This is a genomic window from Pseudoponticoccus marisrubri, assembly GCF_001482405.1.
Lineage (GTDB): Bacteria > Pseudomonadota > Alphaproteobacteria > Rhodobacterales > Rhodobacteraceae > Pseudoponticoccus > Pseudoponticoccus marisrubri.
The window spans coordinates 579,940-601,303 of sequence record NZ_LPXO01000001.1 but is presented as its reverse complement, the minus strand read 5'-3'; the positions used below and the strand labels follow the sequence as shown (position 1 = coordinate 601,303).

The 21,364-nt window shown below is 68.7% G+C and carries 24 protein-coding genes; 16 read left to right on the top strand and 8 right to left on the bottom strand.

Features of this window, described 5'->3' with window-relative positions; genetic code table 11:
• Positions 1–49: 49 nt before the first annotated feature.
• From AVJ23_RS02950 to dxs, 6 genes are all read left to right on the top strand, one after another.
• On the top strand, positions 50–553 hold the full coding sequence (locus AVJ23_RS02950) for a MarR family winged helix-turn-helix transcriptional regulator (RefSeq protein WP_058860635.1): 504 nt from the start codon (positions 50–52) through the stop codon (positions 551–553).
• A complete protein-coding gene (locus AVJ23_RS02945) occupies positions 550–1,251 on the top strand; it encodes a response regulator (RefSeq protein ID WP_058860634.1) in 702 nt (233 codons plus the stop codon). Before AVJ23_RS02950 ends, AVJ23_RS02945 begins: the two co-directional genes overlap by 4 nt.
• Positions 1,252–1,286: 35 nt before the next feature.
• Positions 1,287–2,210, top strand: coding sequence for a histone deacetylase family protein (locus AVJ23_RS02940; protein ID WP_058860633.1), 924 nt, complete (start codon positions 1,287–1,289; stop codon positions 2,208–2,210).
• A complete protein-coding gene (locus tag AVJ23_RS02935; protein WP_058860632.1) occupies positions 2,207–2,449 on the top strand; it encodes an exodeoxyribonuclease VII small subunit in 243 nt (80 codons plus the stop codon). The genes AVJ23_RS02940 and AVJ23_RS02935 overlap by 4 nt, the downstream gene beginning before the upstream one ends.
• A 125-nt stretch (positions 2,450–2,574) precedes the next feature.
• Positions 2,575–3,381: a polyprenyl synthetase family protein gene (locus tag AVJ23_RS02930; protein ID WP_058860808.1), complete on the top strand. Its 807-nt coding sequence runs from the start codon at positions 2,575–2,577 to the stop codon at positions 3,379–3,381.
• A 15-nt stretch (positions 3,382–3,396) separates the two neighbouring features.
• Positions 3,397–5,322: a 1-deoxy-D-xylulose-5-phosphate synthase gene (dxs, locus tag AVJ23_RS02925; RefSeq protein ID WP_058860631.1), complete on the top strand. Its 1,926-nt coding sequence runs from the start codon at positions 3,397–3,399 to the stop codon at positions 5,320–5,322.
• Positions 5,323–5,376: 54 nt separating this feature from the next.
• Here the strand turns inward: dxs and AVJ23_RS02920 are convergent, their stop codons facing one another.
• Positions 5,377–5,967, bottom strand: coding sequence for an exopolysaccharide biosynthesis protein (locus AVJ23_RS02920; RefSeq protein ID WP_157772605.1), 591 nt, complete (start codon positions 5,965–5,967; stop codon positions 5,377–5,379).
• 26 nt (positions 5,968–5,993) lie between these two features.
• Complete coding sequence (locus AVJ23_RS02915; RefSeq protein WP_058860629.1) at positions 5,994–6,851, bottom strand: SDR family oxidoreductase; 858 nt, start codon at positions 6,849–6,851, stop codon at positions 5,994–5,996.
• A 179-nt stretch (positions 6,852–7,030) separates the two neighbouring features.
• Between AVJ23_RS02915 and AVJ23_RS02910 the strand changes: the two genes are divergently transcribed.
• Positions 7,031–7,513, top strand: coding sequence for a transglycosylase SLT domain-containing protein (locus tag AVJ23_RS02910; protein ID WP_058860628.1), 483 nt, complete (start codon positions 7,031–7,033; stop codon positions 7,511–7,513).
• Between the two features lie 99 nt (positions 7,514–7,612).
• Here the strand turns inward: AVJ23_RS02910 and AVJ23_RS02905 are convergent, their stop codons facing one another.
• Together AVJ23_RS02905 and AVJ23_RS02900 are read right to left on the bottom strand one after the other, a co-directional pair.
• Positions 7,613–7,948, bottom strand: a complete 336-nt coding sequence (locus AVJ23_RS02905) for a hypothetical protein (protein ID WP_058860627.1) — start codon at positions 7,946–7,948, stop codon at positions 7,613–7,615.
• A gap of 51 nt (positions 7,949–7,999) precedes the next feature.
• On the bottom strand, positions 8,000–8,755 hold the full coding sequence (locus tag AVJ23_RS02900; protein WP_058860626.1) for a class II aldolase and adducin N-terminal domain-containing protein: 756 nt from the start codon (positions 8,753–8,755) through the stop codon (positions 8,000–8,002).
• Between the two features lie 122 nt (positions 8,756–8,877).
• Here AVJ23_RS02900 and AVJ23_RS02895 point away from each other — a divergent pair, with 122 nt between their 5' ends.
• Positions 8,878–10,362: an AMP nucleosidase gene (locus AVJ23_RS02895; RefSeq protein ID WP_058860625.1), complete on the top strand. Its 1,485-nt coding sequence runs from the start codon at positions 8,878–8,880 to the stop codon at positions 10,360–10,362.
• 131 nt (positions 10,363–10,493) lie between these two features.
• Positions 10,494–10,781, top strand: a complete 288-nt coding sequence (locus AVJ23_RS02890) for an HU family DNA-binding protein (RefSeq protein ID WP_058860624.1) — start codon at positions 10,494–10,496, stop codon at positions 10,779–10,781.
• A gap of 93 nt (positions 10,782–10,874) precedes the next feature.
• On the opposite strand, the gene AVJ23_RS02885 is transcribed toward AVJ23_RS02890, so the two are convergent.
• The 3 genes from AVJ23_RS02885 to AVJ23_RS02875 all read right to left on the bottom strand — a co-directional run bounded on the left by AVJ23_RS02885 (position 10,875) and on the right by AVJ23_RS02875 (position 13,649).
• Positions 10,875–11,459 (bottom strand): ImmA/IrrE family metallo-endopeptidase, encoded by a 585-nt coding sequence (locus tag AVJ23_RS02885; protein WP_058860623.1) that lies wholly within the window; start codon positions 11,457–11,459, stop codon positions 10,875–10,877.
• Between the two features lie 104 nt (positions 11,460–11,563).
• Positions 11,564–12,274, bottom strand: a complete 711-nt coding sequence (locus AVJ23_RS02880; protein WP_058860622.1) for a GNAT family N-acetyltransferase — start codon at positions 12,272–12,274, stop codon at positions 11,564–11,566.
• On the bottom strand, positions 12,261–13,649 hold the full coding sequence (locus tag AVJ23_RS02875; RefSeq protein ID WP_058860621.1) for an aminotransferase family protein: 1,389 nt from the start codon (positions 13,647–13,649) through the stop codon (positions 12,261–12,263). Before AVJ23_RS02875 ends, AVJ23_RS02880 begins: the two co-directional genes overlap by 14 nt.
• A 377-nt stretch (positions 13,650–14,026) precedes the next feature.
• Here AVJ23_RS02875 and AVJ23_RS02870 point away from each other — a divergent pair, with 377 nt between their 5' ends.
• The 3 genes from AVJ23_RS02870 (at position 14,027) to AVJ23_RS02860 (ending at position 17,211) form a co-directional block, all read left to right on the top strand.
• Positions 14,027–15,034, top strand: a complete 1,008-nt coding sequence (locus AVJ23_RS02870; RefSeq protein ID WP_058860620.1) for a taurine ABC transporter substrate-binding protein — start codon at positions 14,027–14,029, stop codon at positions 15,032–15,034.
• Between the two features lie 108 nt (positions 15,035–15,142).
• Complete coding sequence (locus AVJ23_RS02865) at positions 15,143–15,949, top strand: taurine ABC transporter ATP-binding protein (protein WP_058860619.1); 807 nt, start codon at positions 15,143–15,145, stop codon at positions 15,947–15,949.
• Positions 15,946–17,211, top strand: coding sequence for an ABC transporter permease subunit (locus AVJ23_RS02860; protein ID WP_058860618.1), 1,266 nt, complete (start codon positions 15,946–15,948; stop codon positions 17,209–17,211). Before AVJ23_RS02865 ends, AVJ23_RS02860 begins: the two co-directional genes overlap by 4 nt.
• A 69-nt stretch (positions 17,212–17,280) precedes the next feature.
• Here the strand turns inward: AVJ23_RS02860 and AVJ23_RS02855 are convergent, their stop codons facing one another.
• On the bottom strand, positions 17,281–18,297 hold the full coding sequence (locus AVJ23_RS02855) for a zinc-ribbon domain-containing protein (RefSeq protein ID WP_084794242.1): 1,017 nt from the start codon (positions 18,295–18,297) through the stop codon (positions 17,281–17,283).
• Positions 18,298–18,460: 163 nt separating this feature from the next.
• On the opposite strand from AVJ23_RS02855, the gene AVJ23_RS02850 reads away from it, so the two are divergent.
• From AVJ23_RS02850 to AVJ23_RS02835, 4 genes are read left to right on the top strand one after another with little or no spacing between them, the layout of a single operon-like run.
• Positions 18,461–19,138, top strand: a complete 678-nt coding sequence (locus AVJ23_RS02850) for a cell division ATP-binding protein FtsE (protein WP_058860617.1) — start codon at positions 18,461–18,463, stop codon at positions 19,136–19,138.
• Positions 19,135–20,040: a cell division protein FtsX gene (locus tag AVJ23_RS02845; RefSeq protein WP_058860616.1), complete on the top strand. Its 906-nt coding sequence runs from the start codon at positions 19,135–19,137 to the stop codon at positions 20,038–20,040. The genes AVJ23_RS02850 and AVJ23_RS02845 overlap by 4 nt, the downstream gene beginning before the upstream one ends.
• Positions 20,040–20,771, top strand: coding sequence for a lysophospholipid acyltransferase family protein (locus tag AVJ23_RS02840; RefSeq protein WP_058860615.1), 732 nt, complete (start codon positions 20,040–20,042; stop codon positions 20,769–20,771). The genes AVJ23_RS02845 and AVJ23_RS02840 overlap by 1 nt, the downstream gene beginning before the upstream one ends.
• Positions 20,749–21,351 (top strand): pyridoxamine 5'-phosphate oxidase family protein, encoded by a 603-nt coding sequence (locus AVJ23_RS02835; protein ID WP_058860614.1) that lies wholly within the window; start codon positions 20,749–20,751, stop codon positions 21,349–21,351. Before AVJ23_RS02840 ends, AVJ23_RS02835 begins: the two co-directional genes overlap by 23 nt.
• Positions 21,352–21,364: the final 13 nt, after the last annotated feature.

The following is a 21,364-nucleotide window of genomic DNA, read 5'->3' as shown; positions in this document are numbered from 1 at the left end:
CAAGACTGACGTAAACTGCGGAAAAAGGCGGCAAGAGGACGGAGGTCCCATGGCAGACGGGCAAAGCCCGCAGGGCGAAACGCTGCTCTACCTGACCGACGAGCAGTTGCGGCAGGGGGCAGAGGCGATGTTCTTCGCCTATCGCGGCTTCACGGCCGATCCCGACCGGATCCTCGCGGGGCTGAGCTATGGCCGCGCGCATCACCGCGCGCTGCATTTCATCCATGGCGCGCCCGGCACCACGGTCAACAACCTGCTCAGCATCCTCGGCGTGACCAAGCAGTCGCTGAACCGCGTGCTGCGCACCCTGATCGAGGACGGGCTGGTGGAAAGCCAGGTCGGCCGCACCGACAAGCGCGAACGCCACCTTTACCTGACCGCTGATGGCGAGGCGCTGGAGAAACAGCTGACCGATGCGCAGCGCGCCCGCATGCGCGCCGCCTTCCGGCAGGCCGGGCCCGAGGCCGTCGCCGGCTTTCGCCGCGTGCTCGAGGCGATGATGGATCCCGAGATGCGCCGCCATTACCAAAAACTCCGGGAGGGGCGGGGATGACCGAGGCGGATGCCCATCTGCTGATCGTGGACGATGATGAACGGATCCGCGGCCTGTTGCAGAAATTCCTGATCCGCAACGGCTTTCTGGTCAGCGCGGCGCGCGATGCCGCGCATGCGCGGCGCCTGCTCGAGGGGCTGGATTTCGACCTCGTGGTGCTTGACGTGATGATGCCGGGCGAGGACGGGGTCAGCTTGACCCGCAGCCTGCGCGAGACGCGTGCCACGCCGATCCTGCTGCTGACCGCGCGCTCCGAGACCGAGGACCGGATCGCCGGGCTCGAGGCCGGGGCGGATGACTACCTGGCCAAACCGTTCGAGCCAAAGGAGCTCTTGCTGCGCATCAATGCCATCCTGCGCCGCATGCCCGAGACCCGGCCCGCCGATGCCGCGCCCAAGCTGCTGACGCTGGGCGAGGTGCGCTACGACATCGAGCGGGGCGAGATGTGGCGCGGCGACGAGATGGTGCGCCTGACCGCGACCGAGGCGCAGCTGATGCGCATCTTCTCGGCCTGCCCGGGCGAGCCGATCACCCGCGCACGGCTGGTCGAGGATCTGGGCCGCGACAAGGGGCAGGCGCAGGAACGCGCCGTCGACGTGCAGATTACCCGGCTGCGCCGCAAGCTGGAATCCGATCCCAAGCAGCCGCGCTATTTGCAGACCGTGCGCGGAGCGGGTTACATGCTGGCACCGGACTGATCCGTCCGGCACAGGGATTTTCGGCAGGAGGGGCGATGGCCACGGCACTGATCACGCATGCGGATGCGTTGGAACATGTGACACCCGAGGGGCATCCCGAGCGCGTGGCGCGGCTGGAGCACGTGCTGCACGCGCTGCAGCCGCTCGACCTCAAGCGCGTGACCGCGCCCGAGGTCGAGATCGCCGATCTGCGCCGCATCCACCCGCAGACCTATATCGACCGGATCGCGGCGGCCGAGCCCGCCTCGGGCCAGCACCAGCTGGATGCCGATACATGGATGTCGCCGGGCAGCTGGCGCGCCGGGCTGCGCGGTGCCGGGGCGGCGGTGCAGGCGGTGGCCATGGTCATGTCCGGCGAGGTGGACAATGCCTTCAGCGCCATGCGCCCGCCCGGACACCATGCCGAGCGCGAGACGCCGATGGGGTTCTGCCTGTTCGGCAACGCGGCGCTGGCGGCCAAGGTGGCGCTGGACGTGCACGGGCTGTCGCGTGTCGCGGTGCTGGATTTCGACGTGCATCACGGCAATGGCACGCAGGACCTGCTTTGGGACGAGCCGCGCGCGCTGTTTGTGTCCTCGCACCAGATGCCGCTCTGGCCCGGCACCGGCGCGGCAGAGGAGCGCGGCGCGCATGACAACGTACTCAACCTGCCGCTGGCGCCCGGCTCGGCCGGGGCCGAGATGCGCGCGGCCTGGACCCCGGCGCTGGAGCGGCTGCGCCGCTTCGCTCCGGAGCTGGTGGTGATCTCGGCCGGGTTCGATGCGCACCAGGACGACCCGTTGGCGCAGCTGAACTGGAGCCTCGAGGATTTCCGCTGGATCACCCGCGAGATCCTGGCCCTGGCGCATCAGACGGCAGGCGGGCGCGTTGTTTCCCTGATGGAAGGCGGCTATGACCTTGCAGCGCTTTCGGCCGCGGCCCGGGCGCATGTGGAGGAACTGATGGAGGCGGGCGCGTGACCGAGACCAATCCCGACGAGATGACCTTTGAGCAGGCCATGGCCGAGCTGGAGCAGGTGGTGGCCCAGCTGGAACGCGGCGACGTGGCGCTGGACGAGTCGATCAGCCTGTACGAGCGCGGCGCCAAGCTGCGCAAGCGCTGCGATGCCAAGCTGAAGGAGGCCGAGGAGAAGGTGGCCGCGATCACGCTGGATGCCGAGGGCACGCCCAAGGGCACCAAGCCGGTCGAGGGGCTCTGATGCAGGACCGCTTTGCGCCCTTGCCGGAGTTTCTCGTGGACCGGCTGGGCGCGGTGGACGATCGCGCCATTGGTTTCGAAGAGGCGCTGGCGCTGGATGCGGATCTTGCCCATGCGCATGTGGCCATGGCGCTGCGCGACCTCGACGGGGCGCTGGGGCAGGCGATGATCTACGCGGTTCAGGGCGGCAAGGGGCTGCGCGCCTTTCTGGCCATCGAAAGCGCCGCCCTGTTCGGGATCGAGCGCACCGCCGCGGCACCGGCGGGCGCGGCGATCGAGGCGCTGCATGCCTACAGCCTCGTGCATGACGACCTGCCCTGCATGGATGATGACGACCTGCGCCGCGGCAAGCCCACGGTGCATCGGCAATGGGACGAGGCGACCGCCGTGCTGACCGGCGACGCGCTGCAGGCGCTGGCCTTCAACCTCGTGCTCAAGACCGTCTGCCCGGCCGAGGCGCGGGTGACGCTGGCGCTGGGCCTGTCAGAGGCGGCGGGCGTGCGCGGCATGGTGGGCGGGCAGGCCATGGACATCGCCGCCGAAAGCGCCGCGCTGCCGCTGGATCTGGACCAGATCACGGCGCTGCAGGCGGGCAAGACCGGCGCCCTGATCACCTGGTCGGCCGAGGCCGGCGCGATCATGGCCCAGCAGGATCCCGCACCGCTGCGGCGCTATGGCGATTGCCTGGGGCTGGCCTTCCAGATTGCCGATGACGTGCTGGATGTCGAGGGTGACGCCGACGCGATGGGCAAGGCGGTGGGCAAGGATGACGCCCGCGGCAAGGCCACCTTTGTCGGCCATCTCGGGCTTGACGGGGCGAAACGCCGCGCCGAGGCGCTGGTGCAAGAGGCCTGCGACAGCCTATCTTTGTATGGTGACGCGGCCGGGAACTTGCGGGAGGCCGCCCGCTTCGTTATCTCGCGCCGGAACTGAACGAAAGGCGCAGCCATGTCCGAACGGCCCCAAACCCCCTTGCTGGACCGGGTCAACGTGCCCGCCGATCTCAAGCAGTTCTCGGATGCCGAGTTGGTGCGGCTGGCCGACGAGGTCCGCGAAGAGACGATCTCGGCCGTGTCCGAGACCGGCGGGCACCTGGGCGCCGGTCTGGGCGTGGTCGAGCTGACCGTGGCGCTGCACGCCGTCTTCGACGCGCCGCGCGACAAGATCGTCTGGGATGTCAGCCACCAGTGCTACCCGCACAAGATCCTGACCGGCCGGCGCGACCGGATCCGGACGCTGCGCCAGAAGGACGGGCTGTCGGGCTTCACCAAGCGTTCGGAAAGCCCCTATGACCCGTTCGGGGCGGCGCACAGCTCGACCTCGATCTCGGCGGCGCTCGGCTTTGCCGTGTCGCGCGACCTTGGCGGCGCCTGCGACACCGGGCACGGCGATGCCATCGCGGTGATCGGCGATGGCGCGATGAGCGCGGGCATGGCCTTCGAGGCGATGAACAATGCCGGCCATCTGGGCAAGCGGCTGATTGTCATCCTCAACGACAACGAGATGTCCATCGCGCCGCCCACCGGGGCGATGTCGTCGTACCTGTCACGGCTCTACGCCGAGGCGCCGTTCCAGGATTTCAAGGCCGCTGCCAAGGGCGCGGTCTCGATGCTGCCCGGCCCCTTCCGCGAAGGCGCCAAGCGCGCCAAGGAGATGCTCAAGGGCATGACCGTGGGCGGCACCCTGTTCGAAGAGCTGGGCTTTTCCTATCTCGGTCCGATCGACGGGCACGACCTGGGCCAGCTGCTGCCGGTGCTGCGCACCGTGCGCCAGCGCGCGACCGGCCCGATCCTGATCCATGCGCTGACCCGCAAGGGCAAGGGCTATTCCCATGCCGAGGATGCCGCCGACCGGGGCCATGCCCGGGCCAAGTTCGACGTGGTCACCGGCCAGCAGAAGAAGGCGCCCTCCAACGCGCCGTCCTATACCAAGGTCTTTGCCCGCAGCCTGATCGCGCAGGCGGCCGAGGATCCGCGCATCTGCGCCGTGACCGCGGCCATGCCGGACGGCACCGGTCTCGACCTCTTTGCCGAGCGCTATCCCAGCCGCTGCTTCGACGTGGGCATCGCCGAGCAGCACGGCGTGACCTTCAGCGCGGGGCTGGCCGCGGGGGGCATGCGTCCATTCTGCGCAATGTACTCGACCTTCCTGCAGCGCGGCTATGACCAGGTGGTGCATGACGTGGCGATCCAGCGCCTGCCGGTGCGCTTCGCCATCGACCGCGCCGGGCTGGTGGGGGCCGACGGCGCGACCCATGCGGGCAGCTACGACGTGGCCTATCTGGCGAACCTGCCGGGGTTCACCGTGATGGCGGCGGCCGACGAGGCCGAGCTGGTGCACATGGTGGCCACCGCCGCGGCGCATGATGAGGGGCCCATTGCCTTCCGCTACCCGCGGGGCGAGGGCTCGGGCGTCGAGATGCCCGAACGCGGCCAGCCGCTCGAGATCGGGCGCGGCCGGATGATCCGCGAGGGCGGGCGCGTGGCGATCCTGTCCTTCGGCACCCGCCTGCAGGAGGTCATGCAGGCGGTCGAGGCGCTTCAGGCCCGCGGCATATCGCCCAGCGTGGCGGATGCGCGCTTTGCCAAGCCGCTGGACCGCGAGCTGATCCTGCGGCTGGCCGCCGAGCACGAGGCGCTGATCACGGTCGAGGAAGGCGCCGTCGGCGGTTTCGGCAGCCACGTGGCGCATCTGCTGGCCGAGGAGGGCGTGTTCGACAAGGGCCTGAAATACCGCTCCATGGTGCTGCCCGACATCTTCATCGACCAGGCCTCGCCCGCCGACATGTATGCGGTGGCGGGGCTCAATGCCGAACATATCGAGGCCAAGGTGCTGTTGGTGCTGGGCGTCGAGACGGTCGGCAAGCGCGCCTGAGCCTCGCGCTGCGGGGGCGCCAGGTCCGCACCCCGCGCCGGTGTCAGACCGGGATCAGATCAAGCCCGACCAGATGGAGAGCAGGATCAGGTAGAGCGCCGATCCCTGCACGTAGCCCGCGACCACGTAGGCGCCGTCGCGGGTCATCATGCCGAACATGATCATGGCCACCGCCCCCGCGCCGAAGGAGGTGACGAAGGGCAGCAACTCGAGAATCGGCCAGGACAGCGCCACCAAGGCCACCGCCGCATAGGCCACCAGCTTGAGCGGCCCGGCGGTCAGCATCTTCAGCCGGCCCGCGCTGTGGCGGTCCATCCAGCCGGCCGGCCGCGACAGCCAGTCCACCGCGCGCTGCATCCGCTCGGCACTGACCGAGCGGCGCATCAGGACGTCCGGCAGCCAGAGATGGCGGCGGCCGAACAGCGCCTGGATGGCACAAAGAAAGACGATCAGCGCGCCAATGGTCGGCGTGCCGGGAATGCCCGAGATCGGCGAGACCAGCACGATGCAGGGCACCAGGATCACCGCCGGGAAGGACTTGCCGCCGACCCGTTTCAGCACGTCGCGCACGTAGACACGCGTGTCGCCGTCGCGGGGCTTCATGGCGTCGAGAAGGTCCTGAAGGCTTTCCGGTGCTTTCGTCATCGGGGCGCCTTCGATGGCCTGGCCGCTCATGCGCCTTCGGCCCGCAGGATGGCCTGCAGGCCGGATTGGTAATCGGGGTACAGCAGGGTCAGGTTCAGATCCTTCTTGACGCGGGCATTCGACACCCGCTTGTTGTCCGAGTAGAAACTGCGCACCATCTCGGACAGTTCCGCGGTCTCGAAATCGACGCGCGGGGGCAGGGGATGGCCCAGCAGCTCGGCCGCGTAGCTCAGCACGTCCTGCGGCGGTGCCGGGACATCATCGCACAGGTTGTAGACCGCGCCCGGGTCGGGCGCATGGATCGAGGCCCAGAGCGCCTGTGCGATATCCTCGACATGGATACGCGAGAAGACCTGGCCTGGCTTGATCAGCCGCCGCGCGGTGCCTTTGCGGATTTTCTGGAAGGGGCCGCGCCCTGGGCCGTAGATGCCCGCCAGGCGGAAGACATGCAGCGGCAGGTGCGGGATCGCGCCCCAGGCCGCCTCCGCCGCGACGCGCGCCGCGCCCCGTTCCGAGCTGGGGCTGAGCGGCGTGGTCTCGTCCACCCAGGCGCCGCGGTGATCGCCGTAGACACCGGTGGTCGACAGGTAGCCCGCCCAGTGGATGCTGCGCGCGTGCCGGGCAATCTCGGGCCCGATCAGCGACAGGCTTGGATCGCCGTCTGCATCCGGGCCGGCCGAGACCAGCAGATGCGTGGCCTCGGGCAGGACCTCCAACAGCGCCTCGCGCCCCCAGAGCACCGGCTCCACGCCCTCGGCGCGCAAGCGCTCGGCCTTGGCAGGATCGCGGGTCGTTCCGATCACGTGCCAACCCTCGGCCAGCAACCGAGGGGTCAGGGCACGGGCCGAATAGCCGTGCCCGAGCGAGAGCAGCGTTCCGTTCATGGCGCATAGGTGACGCTGTGGGGGGCGGTTTGCAAGGGCAGGCACGGGAATTTGCGCTTCGGCAGGTCCGCGCCGAAGCCCGCCCCGGCCCGGCAGGCTCTTGCCGATGCGTCACCCGGCGCGCTGGCCCGGCGCCGCCCCGCGGTCTACGAGGGACCCACGTCGACCCGGAGAGTGCCATGATCTCGCGCCGTTTCCTTCTGCTGTCCGCCACCGCGCTTGTCGCCGGCTGTGCCGCTGCCCCCGCGCCCGAGCCCGCCCGGGTCAAGCGGGCGAAGTTCGACCCGCCACTCTATCCCAACGAGACGCCCGAGCTGCGCGCGCAGATCAACCGCTGGTCGGATCACTACGGCCTGCCGCGCCGTCTGGTGCACCGGCTGGCCATCCGCGAGAGCACGCACCGCCCCTGGGCGCGCAACGGACCCTATTACGGGCTTTTCCAGATCCTGCCGCAGACCGCGCGCACCATGGGCTTCCGCGGCGCGCCAAACGACCTGCTGGATGCCGAGACGAACCTGAAATACGCGCTGAAATACCTCAAGGGCGCCTACCTCGTCGCGGGGGGCGACCATGACGACGCCATCAAGTGGTATGCGCGGGGCTATTACTACGAGGCCAAGCGCAAGGGCCTGCTGGTGGAAACAGGCCTGCGCCCGGGCTGAGGCGGCTCAAAGGTTGTTCACGACCAGCAGAATGGCCGAGATCATCGCGACCAGCAGCAGAATGATCTGGATTGCGTCCGTTACGTCCATGGTGCAGCCTCATTGCCCGCTATCAAAATGGCAGTTGTCGTCCATCATTTCAACAAGCTCGGCCAGCACCCGTTTCTGAACCTCTTCACCGAGCCCGGAGAGATCCTGCGCGCCCAGGTCCTGAAGGTTGTCCAGCGCGATCCGGCAACGCTCGACGTCTTCCCTGTACTCGCCCCCGACAATCTCGCCGATTTCGGTGACGACAGCGCCCAGAAGGGTTGAGCCGAGGAGGGCGGCAAGGACGATGTTCCAGCGGGACTTGCGCGCATCCTTTTCGGAGCGAGCCTGTTCCCTGGCCCGCCACTCCGCGACTTCGCGTTCCAGCCGTTCCTCGAGTTCGGTCATCTCTTGTATGCCGGGTTGATCGCTGTCGGCATAGCTTTGCCGGACGCCGGCTCAGCTGGCGTAGTCCGAGCCCTCCTCGTCGAGGATCGCCTTCAGCTCGGCCAGGTGACGGGCGTCCTGCTCGTCATATTCCTCGATCTCGCGGGCGGTCTTCTCGGCCACTTCGTCCGACAGGATGTCCAGCGGCTGACCGGTCTGAAGCGCGGTGATATAGGTCGTCGCCGCCCGCTCGAAGTAATAAAGCCGGTTGAAGGTCTCGGCCACGGTGTCGCCGATCACCAGCACGCCGTGATTGCCCATCACCATGACCTTCTTCTTCGGGTCGTCGAAGAGCCGGGCACAGCGTGCGCCCTCGTCCTCGAAGGCCAGCCCGCCATAGCCCTCGTCGATCACCACGCGGTCGTAGAACATCGCGCAGGTCTGGTCGAGCGGCGGCAGGCGCTTGTCCTTGAGACAGGCCAGCACGGTGGCATTGACCGAATGCACATGCATCACGCAGCGGGCATGTTTGCAGTGCTTGTGCACGCCGCCATGCAGCCCCCAGGCGGTGGCGTCGGGCGCGTCGGGGCGGTTCATCGTCTCGGGATCATTGGCGTCGATCAGCAGCAGGTTGGACGCCTTGACCCGGCTGAAATGCATCTGGTTGGCGTTCATCAGGAACTGCGTGCCGTCGCCGTTCACGGCAAGGCTGAAGTGGTTGGCGACGGCCTCGTGCAGGTTCAGCCGCACGGTCCAGCGGAAGGCGGCGGCGAGGTCGACGCGCTCCTGCCAGAAATCGAGGTTCGGAATGGTCTGCGGTGCGTTCATCTTGGGCCTCCTTGCGCGCGCATTGGACACGAGCGGGGCAGGGCCGTCAATCGGGCGCCGCTTCGCGGCTTGATCCCCCCGGGCCAAGCTGTCACGGTGCCGCGAAACCGCGGAGAGCCCCCATGCAGGACCACAGCCAAGCCCTGGAGATCGTCACGCCCGACGTGGCCGCGCCCGAGCTGTTCGACGACCCCGAGGCAGCTGTGGACCGGCTCTGCGCGCTCTACGACGCGGCGGCCGAGTTCCTGCGCGACCGGTTCCTGCAGGCGATCGGCTCGGGCCATCCCGGCGTGCGCTGCCGCGCCTTCTATCCCGAGATCCGGCTGACCACGACCAGTTTCTCCAAGGTGGACAGCCGGTTGAGCTTTGGCCACGTGCCCGAGCCCGGCACCTATGCCACCACCGTGACCCGGCCGCGCATGTTCCGCCACTACCTCAAGCAGCAGCTGGGGCTGTTGATGCAGAACCACGGCGTCAAGCTGCGCATCGGCGCCTCGTCCACGCCCATGCCGGTGCATTTCGCGGTGGCCAACTTCCCCGACATCGCCGTCCCGCAGGAGGGCGCCGCCGCCTTCACCCTGCGCGACGTGTTCGACGTGCCGGACCTGGCCTCGACCAATGACGACATCGTCAACGGCGTGGCGACGCGCGACGAGGAGGGGACCGCCCCGCTGGCACCCTTCACCGCGCAGCGCGTGGATTACTCGCTGGCCCGGCTGGCGCATTACACCGCGACCGATCCCGAGCATTTCCAGAACCACGTTCTGTTCACCAACTACCAGTTCTACGTGTCGGAATTCGAGGCCTATGCCCGCGCGCAGCTGGGCGATCCGCAAAGCGGCTATACCAGCTTCGTCAGCACCGGGAATGTCGAGATCACCGAACCCGACACGCCGCTGCCCAACCCCGCGCGCATGCCGCAGATGCCGACCTATCACCTCAAGCGGCCGGGCGGCGCGGGCATCACGCTGGTCAATATCGGCGTGGGGCCGTCCAACGCCAAGACGGCGACCGACCACATCGCCGTGCTGCGCCCGCATGCCTGGATCATGGTCGGCCATTGCGCGGGGCTGCGCAACTCGCAGAGCCTGGGGGATTTCGTGCTGGCCCATGCCTATCTGCGCGAGGACAAGGTGCTGGATGACGACCTGCCGATCTGGGTGCCGATCCCGGCGCTGGCCGAGATCCAGATCGCGCTGGAAGAGGCGGTCGAGGGCGAGACCAAGCTGGCGGGCTACGACCTCAAGCGGGTGATGCGCACCGGCACCGTCGCCAGCGTGGACAACCGCAACTGGGAGCTGCGCGAGCATACCGGCCCGGTGCAGCGCCTCAGCCAGTCGCGCGCCATCGCGTTGGACATGGAAAGCGCCACGATCGCGGCCAACGGTTTCCGCTTCCGGGTGCCCTACGGCACGCTGCTCTGCGTCTCGGACAAGCCGCTGCATGGCGAGCTGAAGCTGCCGGGCATGGCGTCGGAGTTCTACAAGACCCAGGTCGGGCGCCACCTGCGCATCGGGATTCGCGCCATGGAGGCGCTGCGCGAAATGCCCCTGTCGCGCATCCACAGCCGGAAATTGCGCAGTTTCGAAGAGACCGCCTTCCTCTGACCCGGCGGAAAGTGGCACAAAATGCACATTGGGCGCGCCCGCAGGCCCACGAATTGTTGTGTTTCCCGGCCATATCCGGTTTTATTTGCCCTCGGAGGCCCTAGGCGATGGGCAGTGAAGGAGACCATGAAATGGCGAAACCGATGACCAAGACCGAGCTGGTGAACGCGCTGGCCGAGAAGATGGAAGCCGACAAGAAGACCGCAAGCGCGGCGCTGGACGCGCTGGGCGACATCATCACCGGCGCCGTGGCGGCCGGCGGTGCGGTGACCCTGCCGGGTGTCGGCAAGATCTACTGCCGCGAGCGGCCCGAGCGCATGGTGCGCAACCCCGCCACCGGCGAGCAGTTCAAGAAAGAGGCCGACAAACAGGTCAAGGTGACCATTGCCAAGGCCCTGAAGGACAGCGTGAACGCCTGAGCGGATAGCCCCAGGGCGCGATCTGCCGGAACAAGGGCCGCCTGCGCGGTCCTTTTTCTTTTGCGGCCCGTTTCGTGGGCTGCCCCTGCCTCCTCACGGGGCGGGATGATCCGTCCAGACCGGGCCGGCGCCGTCGGGATCGTGATGGCCCACGTCCAGCGTCGCGGCGCGTTCATAGGCGAATTGCGTGGGCACGTTGAGCGTCTCGGCCACGGCCCCGGCGCGCCCCTCGTACCAGAGCTCCCAGAAGACCGGCTCGGGCATCAGCAGCGCCAGCGCGAAGCGGCGCGCCTCGTCCAGCAGCGCGGGGTCGGTGGGCTCGACCAGCGCCTGCATGCCGGCCCCGGGATGGGCCAGCCGCGTCGGCGGGACATGCAGGATCCAGTGCCCGATGCCCATTGCGGCATCCACCCGGTCCTGCCGCGTGCGGCCCAGCCGGGGCAGGTAAAGCACCGGGCGCCCTTCGGCCGGGACATCCAGCACGATCTCGTGCGGTGGCCCGGCATAGTCGAGATCCACGCCCAGGGCGCGGCAGAGCGGGTCCAGCGGGTCGCCCCGGTCCAGCGCGATCTCGGGGAATCGGCGCCGCAGCGCCATGGCGGCCGCGTCGATCTGCGCCGCGGGCAGACCGGCGGCGACCATCTCGACATAGGGGTAGTCGGGGTATTTCCTGGGCATGCGGCTCGTCCCCCTGCGCGGTTTCGCAACGCGGTTGCGCTACCCTTGCAGGGTGGACCTTTCCGGCATCTCAAGACCGGCCCGTTTCTTGCCTAAAACGCGATCTAACAGGCTGTGGCGAAGGCACCCAGCGGTCGGAGCTGCCGGCCCGCCGCGTCGAAATTCTCGGGCTCAAGCCATTGTGTGAAAGCGGTTTTCATCCGCGGCCACTCGCTGTCGAGGATCGAGAACCACGCCGTGTCGCGGTTGCGCCCCTTGACCACGCTGGCCTGCCGGAACGTGCCCTCGTAGGTGAAGCCCAGCCGCTCGGCCGCCCGGCGCGAGGCGGCGTTCAGCGCGTGGCATTTCCACTCGCAGCGGCGATAGCCCAGCGTGTCGAAGACATGGGTCATCAGCAGCGCCATCGCCTCGGTCGCCAACGCGGTGCGCTGCAGGGCGGGGGCGAAATGGATATAGCCGACCTCGATGCTGCCGACCTCGGGCGCGATGCGCAGCAGCGAACAGACGCCAAGCGCGGTGCCCTCCGGCGTGCAGACCGCGTAGAACAGCGGGTCGGCGCTGGCTTGCCCGTTGCGGCACCAGGCCTCTGCGGCGGACAGATCGGCCCAGGGCGCGATCGGCAGGTAGGTCCAGCCGCGCCCCTCGGCATCCTCGGCATAGGCCGCGAACAGCGCCGGGGCGTGATGCGCGCGCAGCGGCTCAAGCCGGCCGTACCGGCCGGGCAGGGTGACATGGGGGGGCCGCGGGCGCGGGAACGCGCCGGCGACCGGGCGCCCGACCGGCTGGCCGAGCGCGTTCAGCTCATCCGAAGACACGCTTCAGCGCACCGTCCACCGCCGTCACGATATGGTCGATATCGTCCTTCGTCGCGATCAGCGCGGGCGAGAAGCACAGCGTGTTGTTGTAGCCCGGGACCGAGCGGTTGGTGGCGCCGATGATGACGCCCTGGCCCATGCAGTCCGCGACCACGGCCTGCACCTGCTTCTCGGGCGCCGGCGCGCGCGTCTCGCGGTCGGCGACCAGTTCGGCGCCCAGGAACAGGCCCTTGCCGCGGGTGTGGCCGATCACCGCGTGCTTGCCGGCCAGCTCGTCGAGACGGCCCAACATGTAATCGCCCATGGCGGTGGTGTTCTCGAGCAGGTTTTCCTCTTCGATGATGGCGAGGTTCTCGAGCGCGGCCGCCGGACCGGCGGTGCAGCCCCCGAAGGTCGAGATGTCGCGGAAATAGTTCATCGGGTCATCCGCGTCGTCCTTGAACATCTCGAAGACACGCTCGTTGGTGACGCAGCAGGCGATGGCGGCATAGCCCGAGGCCACGCCCTTGGCCATGGTCACGAAATCGGGTTCCACCCCGTAATGCTGGTAGCCGAACCAGGTGCCGGTGCGGCCCACGCCGCAGACGACCTCGTCGATATGCAGCAGGATGTCGTATTTGCGCACGATCTCCTGCACTTTCTGCCAGTAGCCCTCGGGCGGGACGATCACGCCGCCGCCGGCGGTCACCGGCTCCAGGCAAAGCGCGCCGATCGTGTCGGGTCCCTCGGCCAGGATCACCTGCTCGATCTGGTCGGCGGCCCATTCGCCGTAATGCTCGGTCGGCGCGCCCTGGTCGGCGGCGCGGTATTCCAGGCAATGCGGCACGCGCACGAAGCCCGGGGTGAAGGGGCCGTATTGCGCGTTGCGCTCGTCTTGGCCGCCGGCGGACAGGCAGGCGATGGTGGTGCCGTGATAGTCGCGGTCGCGGAACAGGATCTTGTTCTTCTTGCCGCCATAGCGCTTGTGGGCGATCTGGCGGACCATCTTGAACGCCTTCTCGTTCGCCTCCGAGCCCGAGTTGCAGTAATAGACCCGGCTGAGCCCGGGCATCTTCTCGATCAGCCGCTCGGCGAAGAGCGCGCCGGGCACGGATCCGGCGGCGCCGGCGAAATAGTTCAGGCGCATCAGCTGGTCATAGACCGCCCTGGCGATGCGCTCGCGCCCGTAGCCCACGTTGACGGTCCAGACGCCGCCCGAGACCGCGTCGAGATGCTCCTTTCCGGCCTGGTTCCAGACCCGCATGCCGCGGCCCTCGACGATGATGTTGGGATCCTTCGACTCGAAGGGCTTGTGCTGGATCAGGTGATGCCAGACATGCGCCTTGTCGGCCTCGACCACGTGGGACAGGTCGTTCTGGGAATAGGTGCCGTCCATGGGGAGCCTCCTTCGATGCAGGGCGGGGGATGCGATGATCCCGTTCGAGATGCGCTATTTCATGAGCACCGGATAGGGCCAGTTGGTCAAGCCCTATAGGGCCAGTTGCGCGCGGCAAAGCGCGCGCGCCGTCGCGCCGGGTGGCGGTTTACGCAGGGTTTTCAAAGATTTCGGCTCGATGTCCTGTACGCGGGGCGCCGCGCAGCCCCCCGCATCCCCGGGCAGGTCCGCGCAAAAATCGTTGATCCGACGCCGGTTTTCCGCTCCGATCATCCCGAGCGGCCAGCCAAAGGGCCGCCGGGTTTCGGGGGCCCGCGCGGCGCCCGGCAAACGTCCGGACCCCGTTCGAGGATCCGGCACAGCAGGGGAGAACGACAATGGATATCAGGACGGGTCTCAAGGGCGCGGTGGCCGGCATGGCGCTGCTGGCCGGCAGCCAGGCGGTGATGGCCGCCGGGCATGGCGAGATCACGGTGGGCTATTTCCTGGAATGGCCGATGCCCTTCCAGTACGCCAAGGCCGAAGGCATGTATGACGAGGCGATGGATGTCTCGATCAACTGGGTCAGCTTCGACACCGGCACCGCGATGTCGGCCGCCATGGCCAGCGGCGACGTGCAGCTTTCGGTCAGCCAGGGCGTGCCGCCCTTCGTGGTGGCCACCTCGGCCGGGCAGGACCTGCAGATCCTCGACGTGGCGGTCAGCTATGCCGACAATGACAACTGCGTCGTGGCCGAGGCGCTGGAGATCGACAAGGACTCCGCCGACGAGCTGGAAGGCAAGAAGGTCGCCGTGCCGCTGGGGACCGCCGCGCATTACGGCTATCTCAAGCAGATGACCCATTTCGGCGTCGACATCTCGACCATGGAGATCGTCGACATGGCGCCGCCCGACGGGGCCGCGGCGCTGGCGCAGGGCTCGGTCGACATGGCCTGCGGCTGGGGCGGCTCGCTGCGCCGCATGCTCGAGCATGGCAACGTGCTGCTGACCGGCGCCGAGAAGGAAGAGCTGGGCATCCTGGTCTTCGACGTGACCTCGGGCCCGGCCAGCTGGGTGGCCGAGAACTCCGACATCGTGGCCGATTTCCTTGCCGTGACGGCCGAGGCCAACGCCATGTGGGCCGACGAGTCCAACCACGAGATGATGCTGCCGGTGATCGCCAATGATGCGGGCATGGACCCCGAGGCGACGATGCAGACCATCTCGACCTTCGTCTTCCCGGGCGTGGACGAGCAGCTGACGGCCAAGTGGCTGGGCGGCGGCGCGCAGGAGTTCATGAAGGGCGTCGCGGATGTCTTCGTCGAGGCGGGCAGCATCGACGCCGCGCTCGACAGCTACGAGGAAAACGTCAACACCGGCCCGCTCTCCACGGCGCAGGGCATGTGACGCCAGCGGCCCGGCGGAGCCACGCGCCCCCGCCGGGCCAAAAATCTTCAGCAAGATTTTTGCAAGACTTTTACTGAAAAGTCTTGCCCCCAGCCGTACCGGAGTCCCATGAACGGATTGTCCATCGAAAACCTCTCGATGCGCTTCGACCTGCCCAATGGCGGCTCGGTCCAGGCGCTCAAGGATGTCAGCCTGCAGCTTGCCGAGGGCGAGTTGATGAGCGTGCTGGGCCCTTCGGGCTGTGGCAAGACCACGCTGCTCAACATCGTGGCCGGCTTCCTGGCCCCCACCTCGGGCGACATCATGCTGAACGGGCACGCGGTGACCGGCCCGGATGCCGAGCGCGGCATGGTCTTCCAGCAGGGCGCGCTGTTCGAATGGATGAGCGTGCGCGACAATGTCAGCTTCGGGCCGCGCATGGCGGGGCGGCGCGAAGGCGACTGGGCCGAAACGGTCGACCACCTGCTCGACGTGGTGGGGCTGCGCGACTTCAAGGAAAAGGCGGTCTACGAGCTCTCGGGCGGGATGCAGCAGCGCGTGGCGCTGGCCCGCTGCCTCGCCAATGATCCCGATGTCATCCTGATGGACGAGCCGCTGGGCGCGCTCGATGCGCTGACGCGCGAGAAAATGCAGGGGCTGGTGCTCAAGCTGTGGAAGGAGACCGGCAAGACCATCATCCTGATCACCCATTCGGTCGAGGAGGCGCTGCTGCTGGGCGAACGCCTGCTGGTCATGGCGCCGCGCCCCGGCCGCATCCACCGCGAATACCGGCTGCCCTTTGCCGATCTGGGCGTGAATGCCGATCTGCGCGAGGTCAAGAAACACCCCGAGTTCGGCCAGAAGCGCGAGGAGATCCTCGGCATGATCTGGGACATGGAAGAGGAAATCATGGGCCGCACGGAGGAGAACGCATGATCGTCTTCCTGATCTACGTGGCGATCTTCATCGCCTCCTTCTTCGTGGTGAAATTCGTGGCCCGCAAGACGGTGACCGATTTCACCTCGCTCAAGACCGTGACCTTCGGCGATGAAAGCGCCGTGACCCCGAACCGGATCGCCAGCATCCTGTCGGTGCTGACCATCTTCCTGCTCTGGGCGGCCTTCACCGGCTCCAGCCTCGTGCCGCGTTTCCTGCACGCGCCGGGCCCGTTCATCGGCGATGCGACCTTCACCTATACCGCCGAGGCCGACGGCGTGGCGCCGGACGACGCCACCGTGACCGTGCGGGTCTTCGAGGTGGGTACCGATGTCGCGGACCCCGAGGTGCCGCCGGGCGAGGGCTGGGCCAAAAATGACGTGGACACGGTGGGCGCCTGGCGCTCGGGGCTCGTCCGGGTGGACCGCAACGACGCGTACGGCCGCGACGCGGGCCACCGGGTGGTGGCGGTCAACGGCCAGCCCATCGAGCCGGGCGGCGAGGTCATGACCGAGTTCGGCCGCGTCGGCATGTCGCCCAAGGGCACGCTGAATTTCGAACCCGCCAAGGGCTGGCAGATGGAGCCGATCTGGCTGCCCCCGCCCGAAGCGGTGGTGGCCCGGCTGGGCGAGATCGCCAGCGACGGCTACCGCGACAGCACGTTGTGGGAGCATCTGGGCTATTCGCTGTTCCGCGTGGTCGTGGGCTTCTTCTTCGGCGCGCTGGTGGGCATCCCGCTGGGCTATGCCATGGGGCTCAGCAACTGGTTCCGCGGCTGGTTCGACCCGATCGTCGAGTTCATGCGCCCGGTGCCGCCGCTGGCGCTGATCCCGCTGGTGATCATCTGGGCGGGCATCGGCGAGCTGGGCAAGATCATCCTGCTCTTCCTTGCGGCGCTCTGGATCATGGCCATCGCTGCGAGGGCCGGCGTGTCGGGCGTGGCCATTTCCAAGGTGCACGCGGCCTATAGCCTGGGCGCCAGCAAGTGGCAGATCATGCGCCACGTGATCGTGCCCAACTCGCTGCCCGAGATCTTCACCGGCGCGCGCGTCGCCATGGGCGTCTGCTGGGGCACGGTGGTCGCGGCCGAGCTGGTCGCCGCCGAGAAGGGGGCCGGCATGATGATCATGGTCGCCTCGAAATTCCAGCTGACCGATATCGTGATCATGGGGATCATCCTGATCGGCATCATCGGCTTCGGCATCGACATCCTGATGCGCTTTGCCGAGAAGGCGCTGGTGCCGTGGAAGGGGCGGATCTGACAACGCTACCTGTCCGGAACGCGAAACGGGCGGCCAAGGGGCCGCCCGTTTTCGTGACAGAGTTGCGGCTCAGCCGTCGGTTGCGGTCGCGTCTGGCGCCGGGGCGGGGTCGGTCTGAGGCGCGGGATCGCCCTCGGGCGGGGCCTCGGAGCTCATCCCGTCCAGCGTCTGCAGCAGCGCCGTGACCTGCCCGTCGAGCCATGTCCGGCCGGCATCCACGGCCTCGACATAGGCCTGCAGCACCGGCGCCGCGGCGGGTACGGCCTCGGTGATCTGGGGGGCCGAGACATAGATGGCCAGCGCGATCAGCACCAGCACGACCACCATGAAGAAGCCCTTGGAGAAACCGCCGCCCTCGCGGCGCGCGGCCTTCTCGGTGACCTGCTCGCCGCGGGCGGTGTCGACCACGCGCGGCTCAGAGGTGGCGCGCAGCGTCTGGTTGATCTCGTCCACATCCGGCAGCAGGTCTCGGCGCGAGCCGGCGGCGGCCGCCGCCGCGGCCTCTGCCGCGGCGCGCCCGTCGGGGCGGGGGCGCTGCGGCTCGGTGGCGGGTGGGGCCGGGCGCGGCGTGGCTGGCTTGGCCACCGCCTCGGGATCCTCGCCGCGCAGCCGCGCCATGCGTTCGCGCGCCTGCCGCGAGCGGCGGGCCAGCTCGTCCTCGTCGGGTTCGGCCAGGCCCAGATCCGGCTGGCTCTCCAGCGCCTCGGCGGCCCGGCGGCGCGCCTCGAAATCGCGTTCCTCGCGGAACAGCTCGGCCATCTCGGGGTCGATCGAGCGGCTGCGCTGCAGTTCGGGCTCGGGCGAGGCGGGCCCGGGCTCCTCGACCTCCTCGGCCGGCGCGGCGGCGGGCGGGGGTGGGGGCGGCACCGGGCCGCGCGGCGCGGCCGGCCGGGGCTCCGGCTCGGGTGTCCATTCGGGTTCGGGCAGCGGCTCGTTCAGTTCCTCGGCGAGATCGCGGTCGTCATCGGGGTGGCGCTGGTACCACGTGTGCCCGCAATTGGAGCATTGCACGTCGCGCCCGCCCTCGGGGATCACCTCGGTCGGCACCTCGTATTGCGCACCGCAATTGGGGCAAATCAGCCGCATCCTGCTCACGTCGTCGTCCCCTTACCGCTCTGCTGGCCTCTTTTGGGAGAATAAGTGGCACGGAACAGGGGGAAAAGTCCAATTGTTAAGGCCAAGCCGCGTTGCAACGGGCGGCGTGCTCGGGCAAAACGGAGCCTCAGGCAGCAGGAAAGGCACAGTCGCCGTGATCGAGTTGGAGAACGTGGCCTATTCCTACGGTGGCGACGCGCTTCTGACGGACATGTCGCTGCAACTGGCCCCCGGCACCTTCCATTTCCTGACCGGGCCCTCGGGCGCGGGCAAGACCACCTTCCTGAAACTCTGCTACGGCGCGCTGAAGCCCACCGGCGGGCAGGTGCGGCTGTTCGGGCGCGACGTGACCGGGCTGAGCCGGGATGCGGTCGCCTATACCCGCCGTCGGATCGGCGTGGTGCACCAGGATTGCCAGTTCCTCGACCACCTGCCGCTGTCCGAGAACGTGGCCCTGCCGCTGACCGTCTCGGGGCAGGGCAGCCCCGACCAGTCCGACAACCTGCGCGAGCTGATGGCCTGGGTGGGGCTGGTCGACAAGACCGATGCGCTGCCGCCCGAGCTGTCGGGGGGCGAGCGTCAGCGCGCCGCGCTGGCCCGCGCGCTGATCCTGTCGCCCGACGTGATCCTGGCCGACGAGCCCACGGGCAATGTCGACTGGGAGATGTCGCAGCGCCTGCTGCGCCTGCTGGTCGAGCTGAACAGGATGGGCAAGACGGTGATGATCGCCACGCATGACCTGATGCTGATCCGCGCCGCCAAGGCGCAGGTGCAGGCCCGCGTGCTGCGCATCGCGAACCGTTCGCTGCAACTGGCAGGGGCGGACCTGTGAGGCTGATCCCCGACGCCATCCGCGCCGTGCTGCGCCGCGATGCCGCCGCCGACCGGGTCGTGCCGCCCTCGGGCTTCACCGTGCGCCTGACCGTCTTCACCTCGGCGGCCATGGCCTTCCTGACAATCTTCGTCATGGCCTTCTCGCTGGCCTCGGGCCGGCTGGCGCAGGACTGGGGCGAGGAGCTGGCCCGCGCCTCGACGTTGCGCATCTCGACCCCGGCCGAGCAGATGGCCGGGCAGACCGCCGCGGCCCTGCGCGTGCTGGAACAGACCCCCGGCGTGGCGCGCGCCCGTGCGCTGTCGGAGGCCGAGCAGCAGGCTCTGCTGGAGCCCTGGTTCGGCCCCGACCTGCCGGTCGACAGCCTGCCCGTGCCGCAGCTGATCGAGATCGTCGAGACCGATGACGGCTATGACAGCGAGGGGCTGCGCTTGCGGCTGCAGGCCGAGGTGCCGGGCGCCGTGCTGGACGAGCATACCCGCTGGCGTCGGCCACTGGTGGCGGCGGCCAGCCGGCTGCGCCTGCTGGGCTGGGCCTCGATCCTGCTGATCGCGGCGGCCACGGGCGCCATGGTCACGCTGGCCGCCAATGCCGCACTGGCCGCAAATGCACAGGTCATCGCGGTGCTGCGGCTGGTGGGGGCCACCGATGGCTATATCGCGCGCGCTTTCGTGCGGCGCTACACGCTGCGCACCTTTTCGGGCGCGGCGCTGGGGGCGGCGCTGGGGCTGGCGGCGATCCTGCTCATGCCCGGGGACAGCGAGGCCGGGGGCTTCCTGACCTCGCTGCGCCTTCAGGGCTGGCACTGGCTGCTGCCCCTGACCGTGCCACCGCTGGCCGCGCTGGTGGCCTTTCTTGCCACGCAGGCCGCGGCGCGGCGCGTATTGGGGGCCCTTGCCTGATGCAGCAGATCCGATCCTTTGTCTTCGTCGTGCAGATGTATGCCATGATGGCGGTGATGGGGATCGTGTTCCTGCCGCTGGCGCTGGTCTCGCGCCGGGGCGCGCGGCTGGCCTGCCGCACCTATTGCCGCTGGGTGCGCTGGACCGCCGCCTGGATGGTCGGGCTGCGCACCGAGGTGCGCGGCGAGCCGCCCTCGGCCGAGGTGCTGATCGCGGCCAAGCACCAGTCCTTCCTCGACATCATCCTGATCTTCGGCGCCGTGCCGGCGGGCCGTTTCATCATGAAGCGCGAGCTGATGTGGGCCCCGGTGATTGGGCAATACGCGCTGCGCATCGGCTGCATCCCGGTCGAGCGGGGCAAGCGCGGACAGGCCATCGCCAAGATGCTGGCCGATGTGAAGCGCGGCGCGCTGGAGCCCGGGCAGCTGATCATCTACCCGCAGGGCACGCGGATCGCGCCCGGTGTCTCCGCCCCCTACAAGGTGGGCGCCGCGCTGCTCTATGAACAGACCGGGCAGGTCTGCGTGCCCGCGGCCACCAATGTGGGTGTGTTCTGGCCCCGCAAGGGGATCGCCCGCAAGCCGGGCCTTGCCGTGGTCGAGTTCCTCGAACCGATCCCGCAGGGCCTGTCCAAGGAGGCTTTCGTTGCCCGGCTCGAGGCCGAGGTCGAGACCGCCTCGAACATCCTGATGAAGGAGGCCGGGTTCCATGCGCCGGATCGAAACGCCTGAGGCCCTGGCCGAGCTCTATCCCGACCCGCCCGCCGTCGCGCTGCGCAAGGTGGCGCCGCAGCTGACGCCGCTCTACCGCCGCTGGATCGAGGCCTCGCGCTTCTGCGTGCTGTCCACCGTGGGGCGCGAGGGCGTGCATGGCACGCCGCGCGGCGATGACGGGCCGGTGGTGCGCGTGGCCGATGCAGGCACGCTGATGATGCCCGACTGGCGCGGCAACAATCGGCTGGATGCGCTGCGCGACATCGTCGAGGACCCGCGCGTGGCGCTGCTGTTCCTCGTGCCCGGCTCCACCACCTCTCTGCGGGTCAACGGACGGGCCTTCCTGACCGATGACGCCGCGCTGCGCGAGAGTTTCGCCCATGATGGCCGCTTGCCGACGCTGGTCATGGTGATCGAGATTTCCGAGGCCTTCTCGCAATGCGCCAAGGCGCTGATCCGCTCGGGGCTCTGGACCCGCGACGACAGCGCCGAACTGCCCACGGTCGGCCAGATGCTGGAAGAGGTCACCAAGGGCCGCGATGGCGGGGCCGATTACGATTTCGGCTACGTGGCCCGGGCGCGCGAGACGCTCTGGTAGCGCCCGCAGGGCG

What these genes read in the sequence shown, in the direction of transcription:
- AVJ23_RS02950 (WP_058860635.1), top strand. Translation starts at nt 50, where the DNA reads ATGGCAGACGGGCAAAGCCCGCAGGGCGAAACGCTGCTCTACCTGACC.
- AVJ23_RS02945 (WP_058860634.1), top strand. Translation starts at nt 550, where the DNA reads ATGACCGAGGCGGATGCCCATCTGCTGATCGTGGACGATGATGAACGG.
- AVJ23_RS02940 (WP_058860633.1), top strand. Translation starts at nt 1,287, where the DNA reads ATGGCCACGGCACTGATCACGCATGCGGATGCGTTGGAACATGTGACA.
- AVJ23_RS02930 (WP_058860808.1), top strand. Translation starts at nt 2,575, where the DNA reads ATGGCGCTGCGCGACCTCGACGGGGCGCTGGGGCAGGCGATGATCTAC.
- dxs (WP_058860631.1), top strand. Translation starts at nt 3,397, where the DNA reads ATGTCCGAACGGCCCCAAACCCCCTTGCTGGACCGGGTCAACGTGCCC.
- AVJ23_RS02920 (WP_157772605.1), bottom strand. Translation starts at nt 5,967, where the DNA reads ATGACGAAAGCACCGGAAAGCCTTCAGGACCTTCTCGACGCCATGAAG.
- AVJ23_RS02915 (WP_058860629.1), bottom strand. Translation starts at nt 6,851, where the DNA reads ATGAACGGAACGCTGCTCTCGCTCGGGCACGGCTATTCGGCCCGTGCC.
- AVJ23_RS02910 (WP_058860628.1), top strand. Translation starts at nt 7,031, where the DNA reads ATGATCTCGCGCCGTTTCCTTCTGCTGTCCGCCACCGCGCTTGTCGCC.
- AVJ23_RS02905 (WP_058860627.1), bottom strand. Translation starts at nt 7,948, where the DNA reads ATGACCGAACTCGAGGAACGGCTGGAACGCGAAGTCGCGGAGTGGCGG.
- AVJ23_RS02900 (WP_058860626.1), bottom strand. Translation starts at nt 8,755, where the DNA reads ATGAACGCACCGCAGACCATTCCGAACCTCGATTTCTGGCAGGAGCGC.
- AVJ23_RS02895 (WP_058860625.1), top strand. Translation starts at nt 8,878, where the DNA reads ATGCAGGACCACAGCCAAGCCCTGGAGATCGTCACGCCCGACGTGGCC.
- AVJ23_RS02890 (WP_058860624.1), top strand. Translation starts at nt 10,494, where the DNA reads ATGGCGAAACCGATGACCAAGACCGAGCTGGTGAACGCGCTGGCCGAG.
- AVJ23_RS02885 (WP_058860623.1), bottom strand. Translation starts at nt 11,459, where the DNA reads ATGCCCAGGAAATACCCCGACTACCCCTATGTCGAGATGGTCGCCGCC.
- AVJ23_RS02875 (WP_058860621.1), bottom strand. Translation starts at nt 13,649, where the DNA reads ATGGACGGCACCTATTCCCAGAACGACCTGTCCCACGTGGTCGAGGCC.
- AVJ23_RS02870 (WP_058860620.1), top strand. Translation starts at nt 14,027, where the DNA reads ATGGATATCAGGACGGGTCTCAAGGGCGCGGTGGCCGGCATGGCGCTG.
- AVJ23_RS02865 (WP_058860619.1), top strand. Translation starts at nt 15,143, where the DNA reads ATGAACGGATTGTCCATCGAAAACCTCTCGATGCGCTTCGACCTGCCC.
- AVJ23_RS02860 (WP_058860618.1), top strand. Translation starts at nt 15,946, where the DNA reads ATGATCGTCTTCCTGATCTACGTGGCGATCTTCATCGCCTCCTTCTTC.
- AVJ23_RS02855 (WP_084794242.1), bottom strand. Translation starts at nt 18,297, where the DNA reads ATGCGGCTGATTTGCCCCAATTGCGGTGCGCAATACGAGGTGCCGACC.
- AVJ23_RS02840 (WP_058860615.1), top strand. Translation starts at nt 20,040, where the DNA reads ATGCAGCAGATCCGATCCTTTGTCTTCGTCGTGCAGATGTATGCCATG.
- AVJ23_RS02835 (WP_058860614.1), top strand. Translation starts at nt 20,749, where the DNA reads ATGCGCCGGATCGAAACGCCTGAGGCCCTGGCCGAGCTCTATCCCGAC.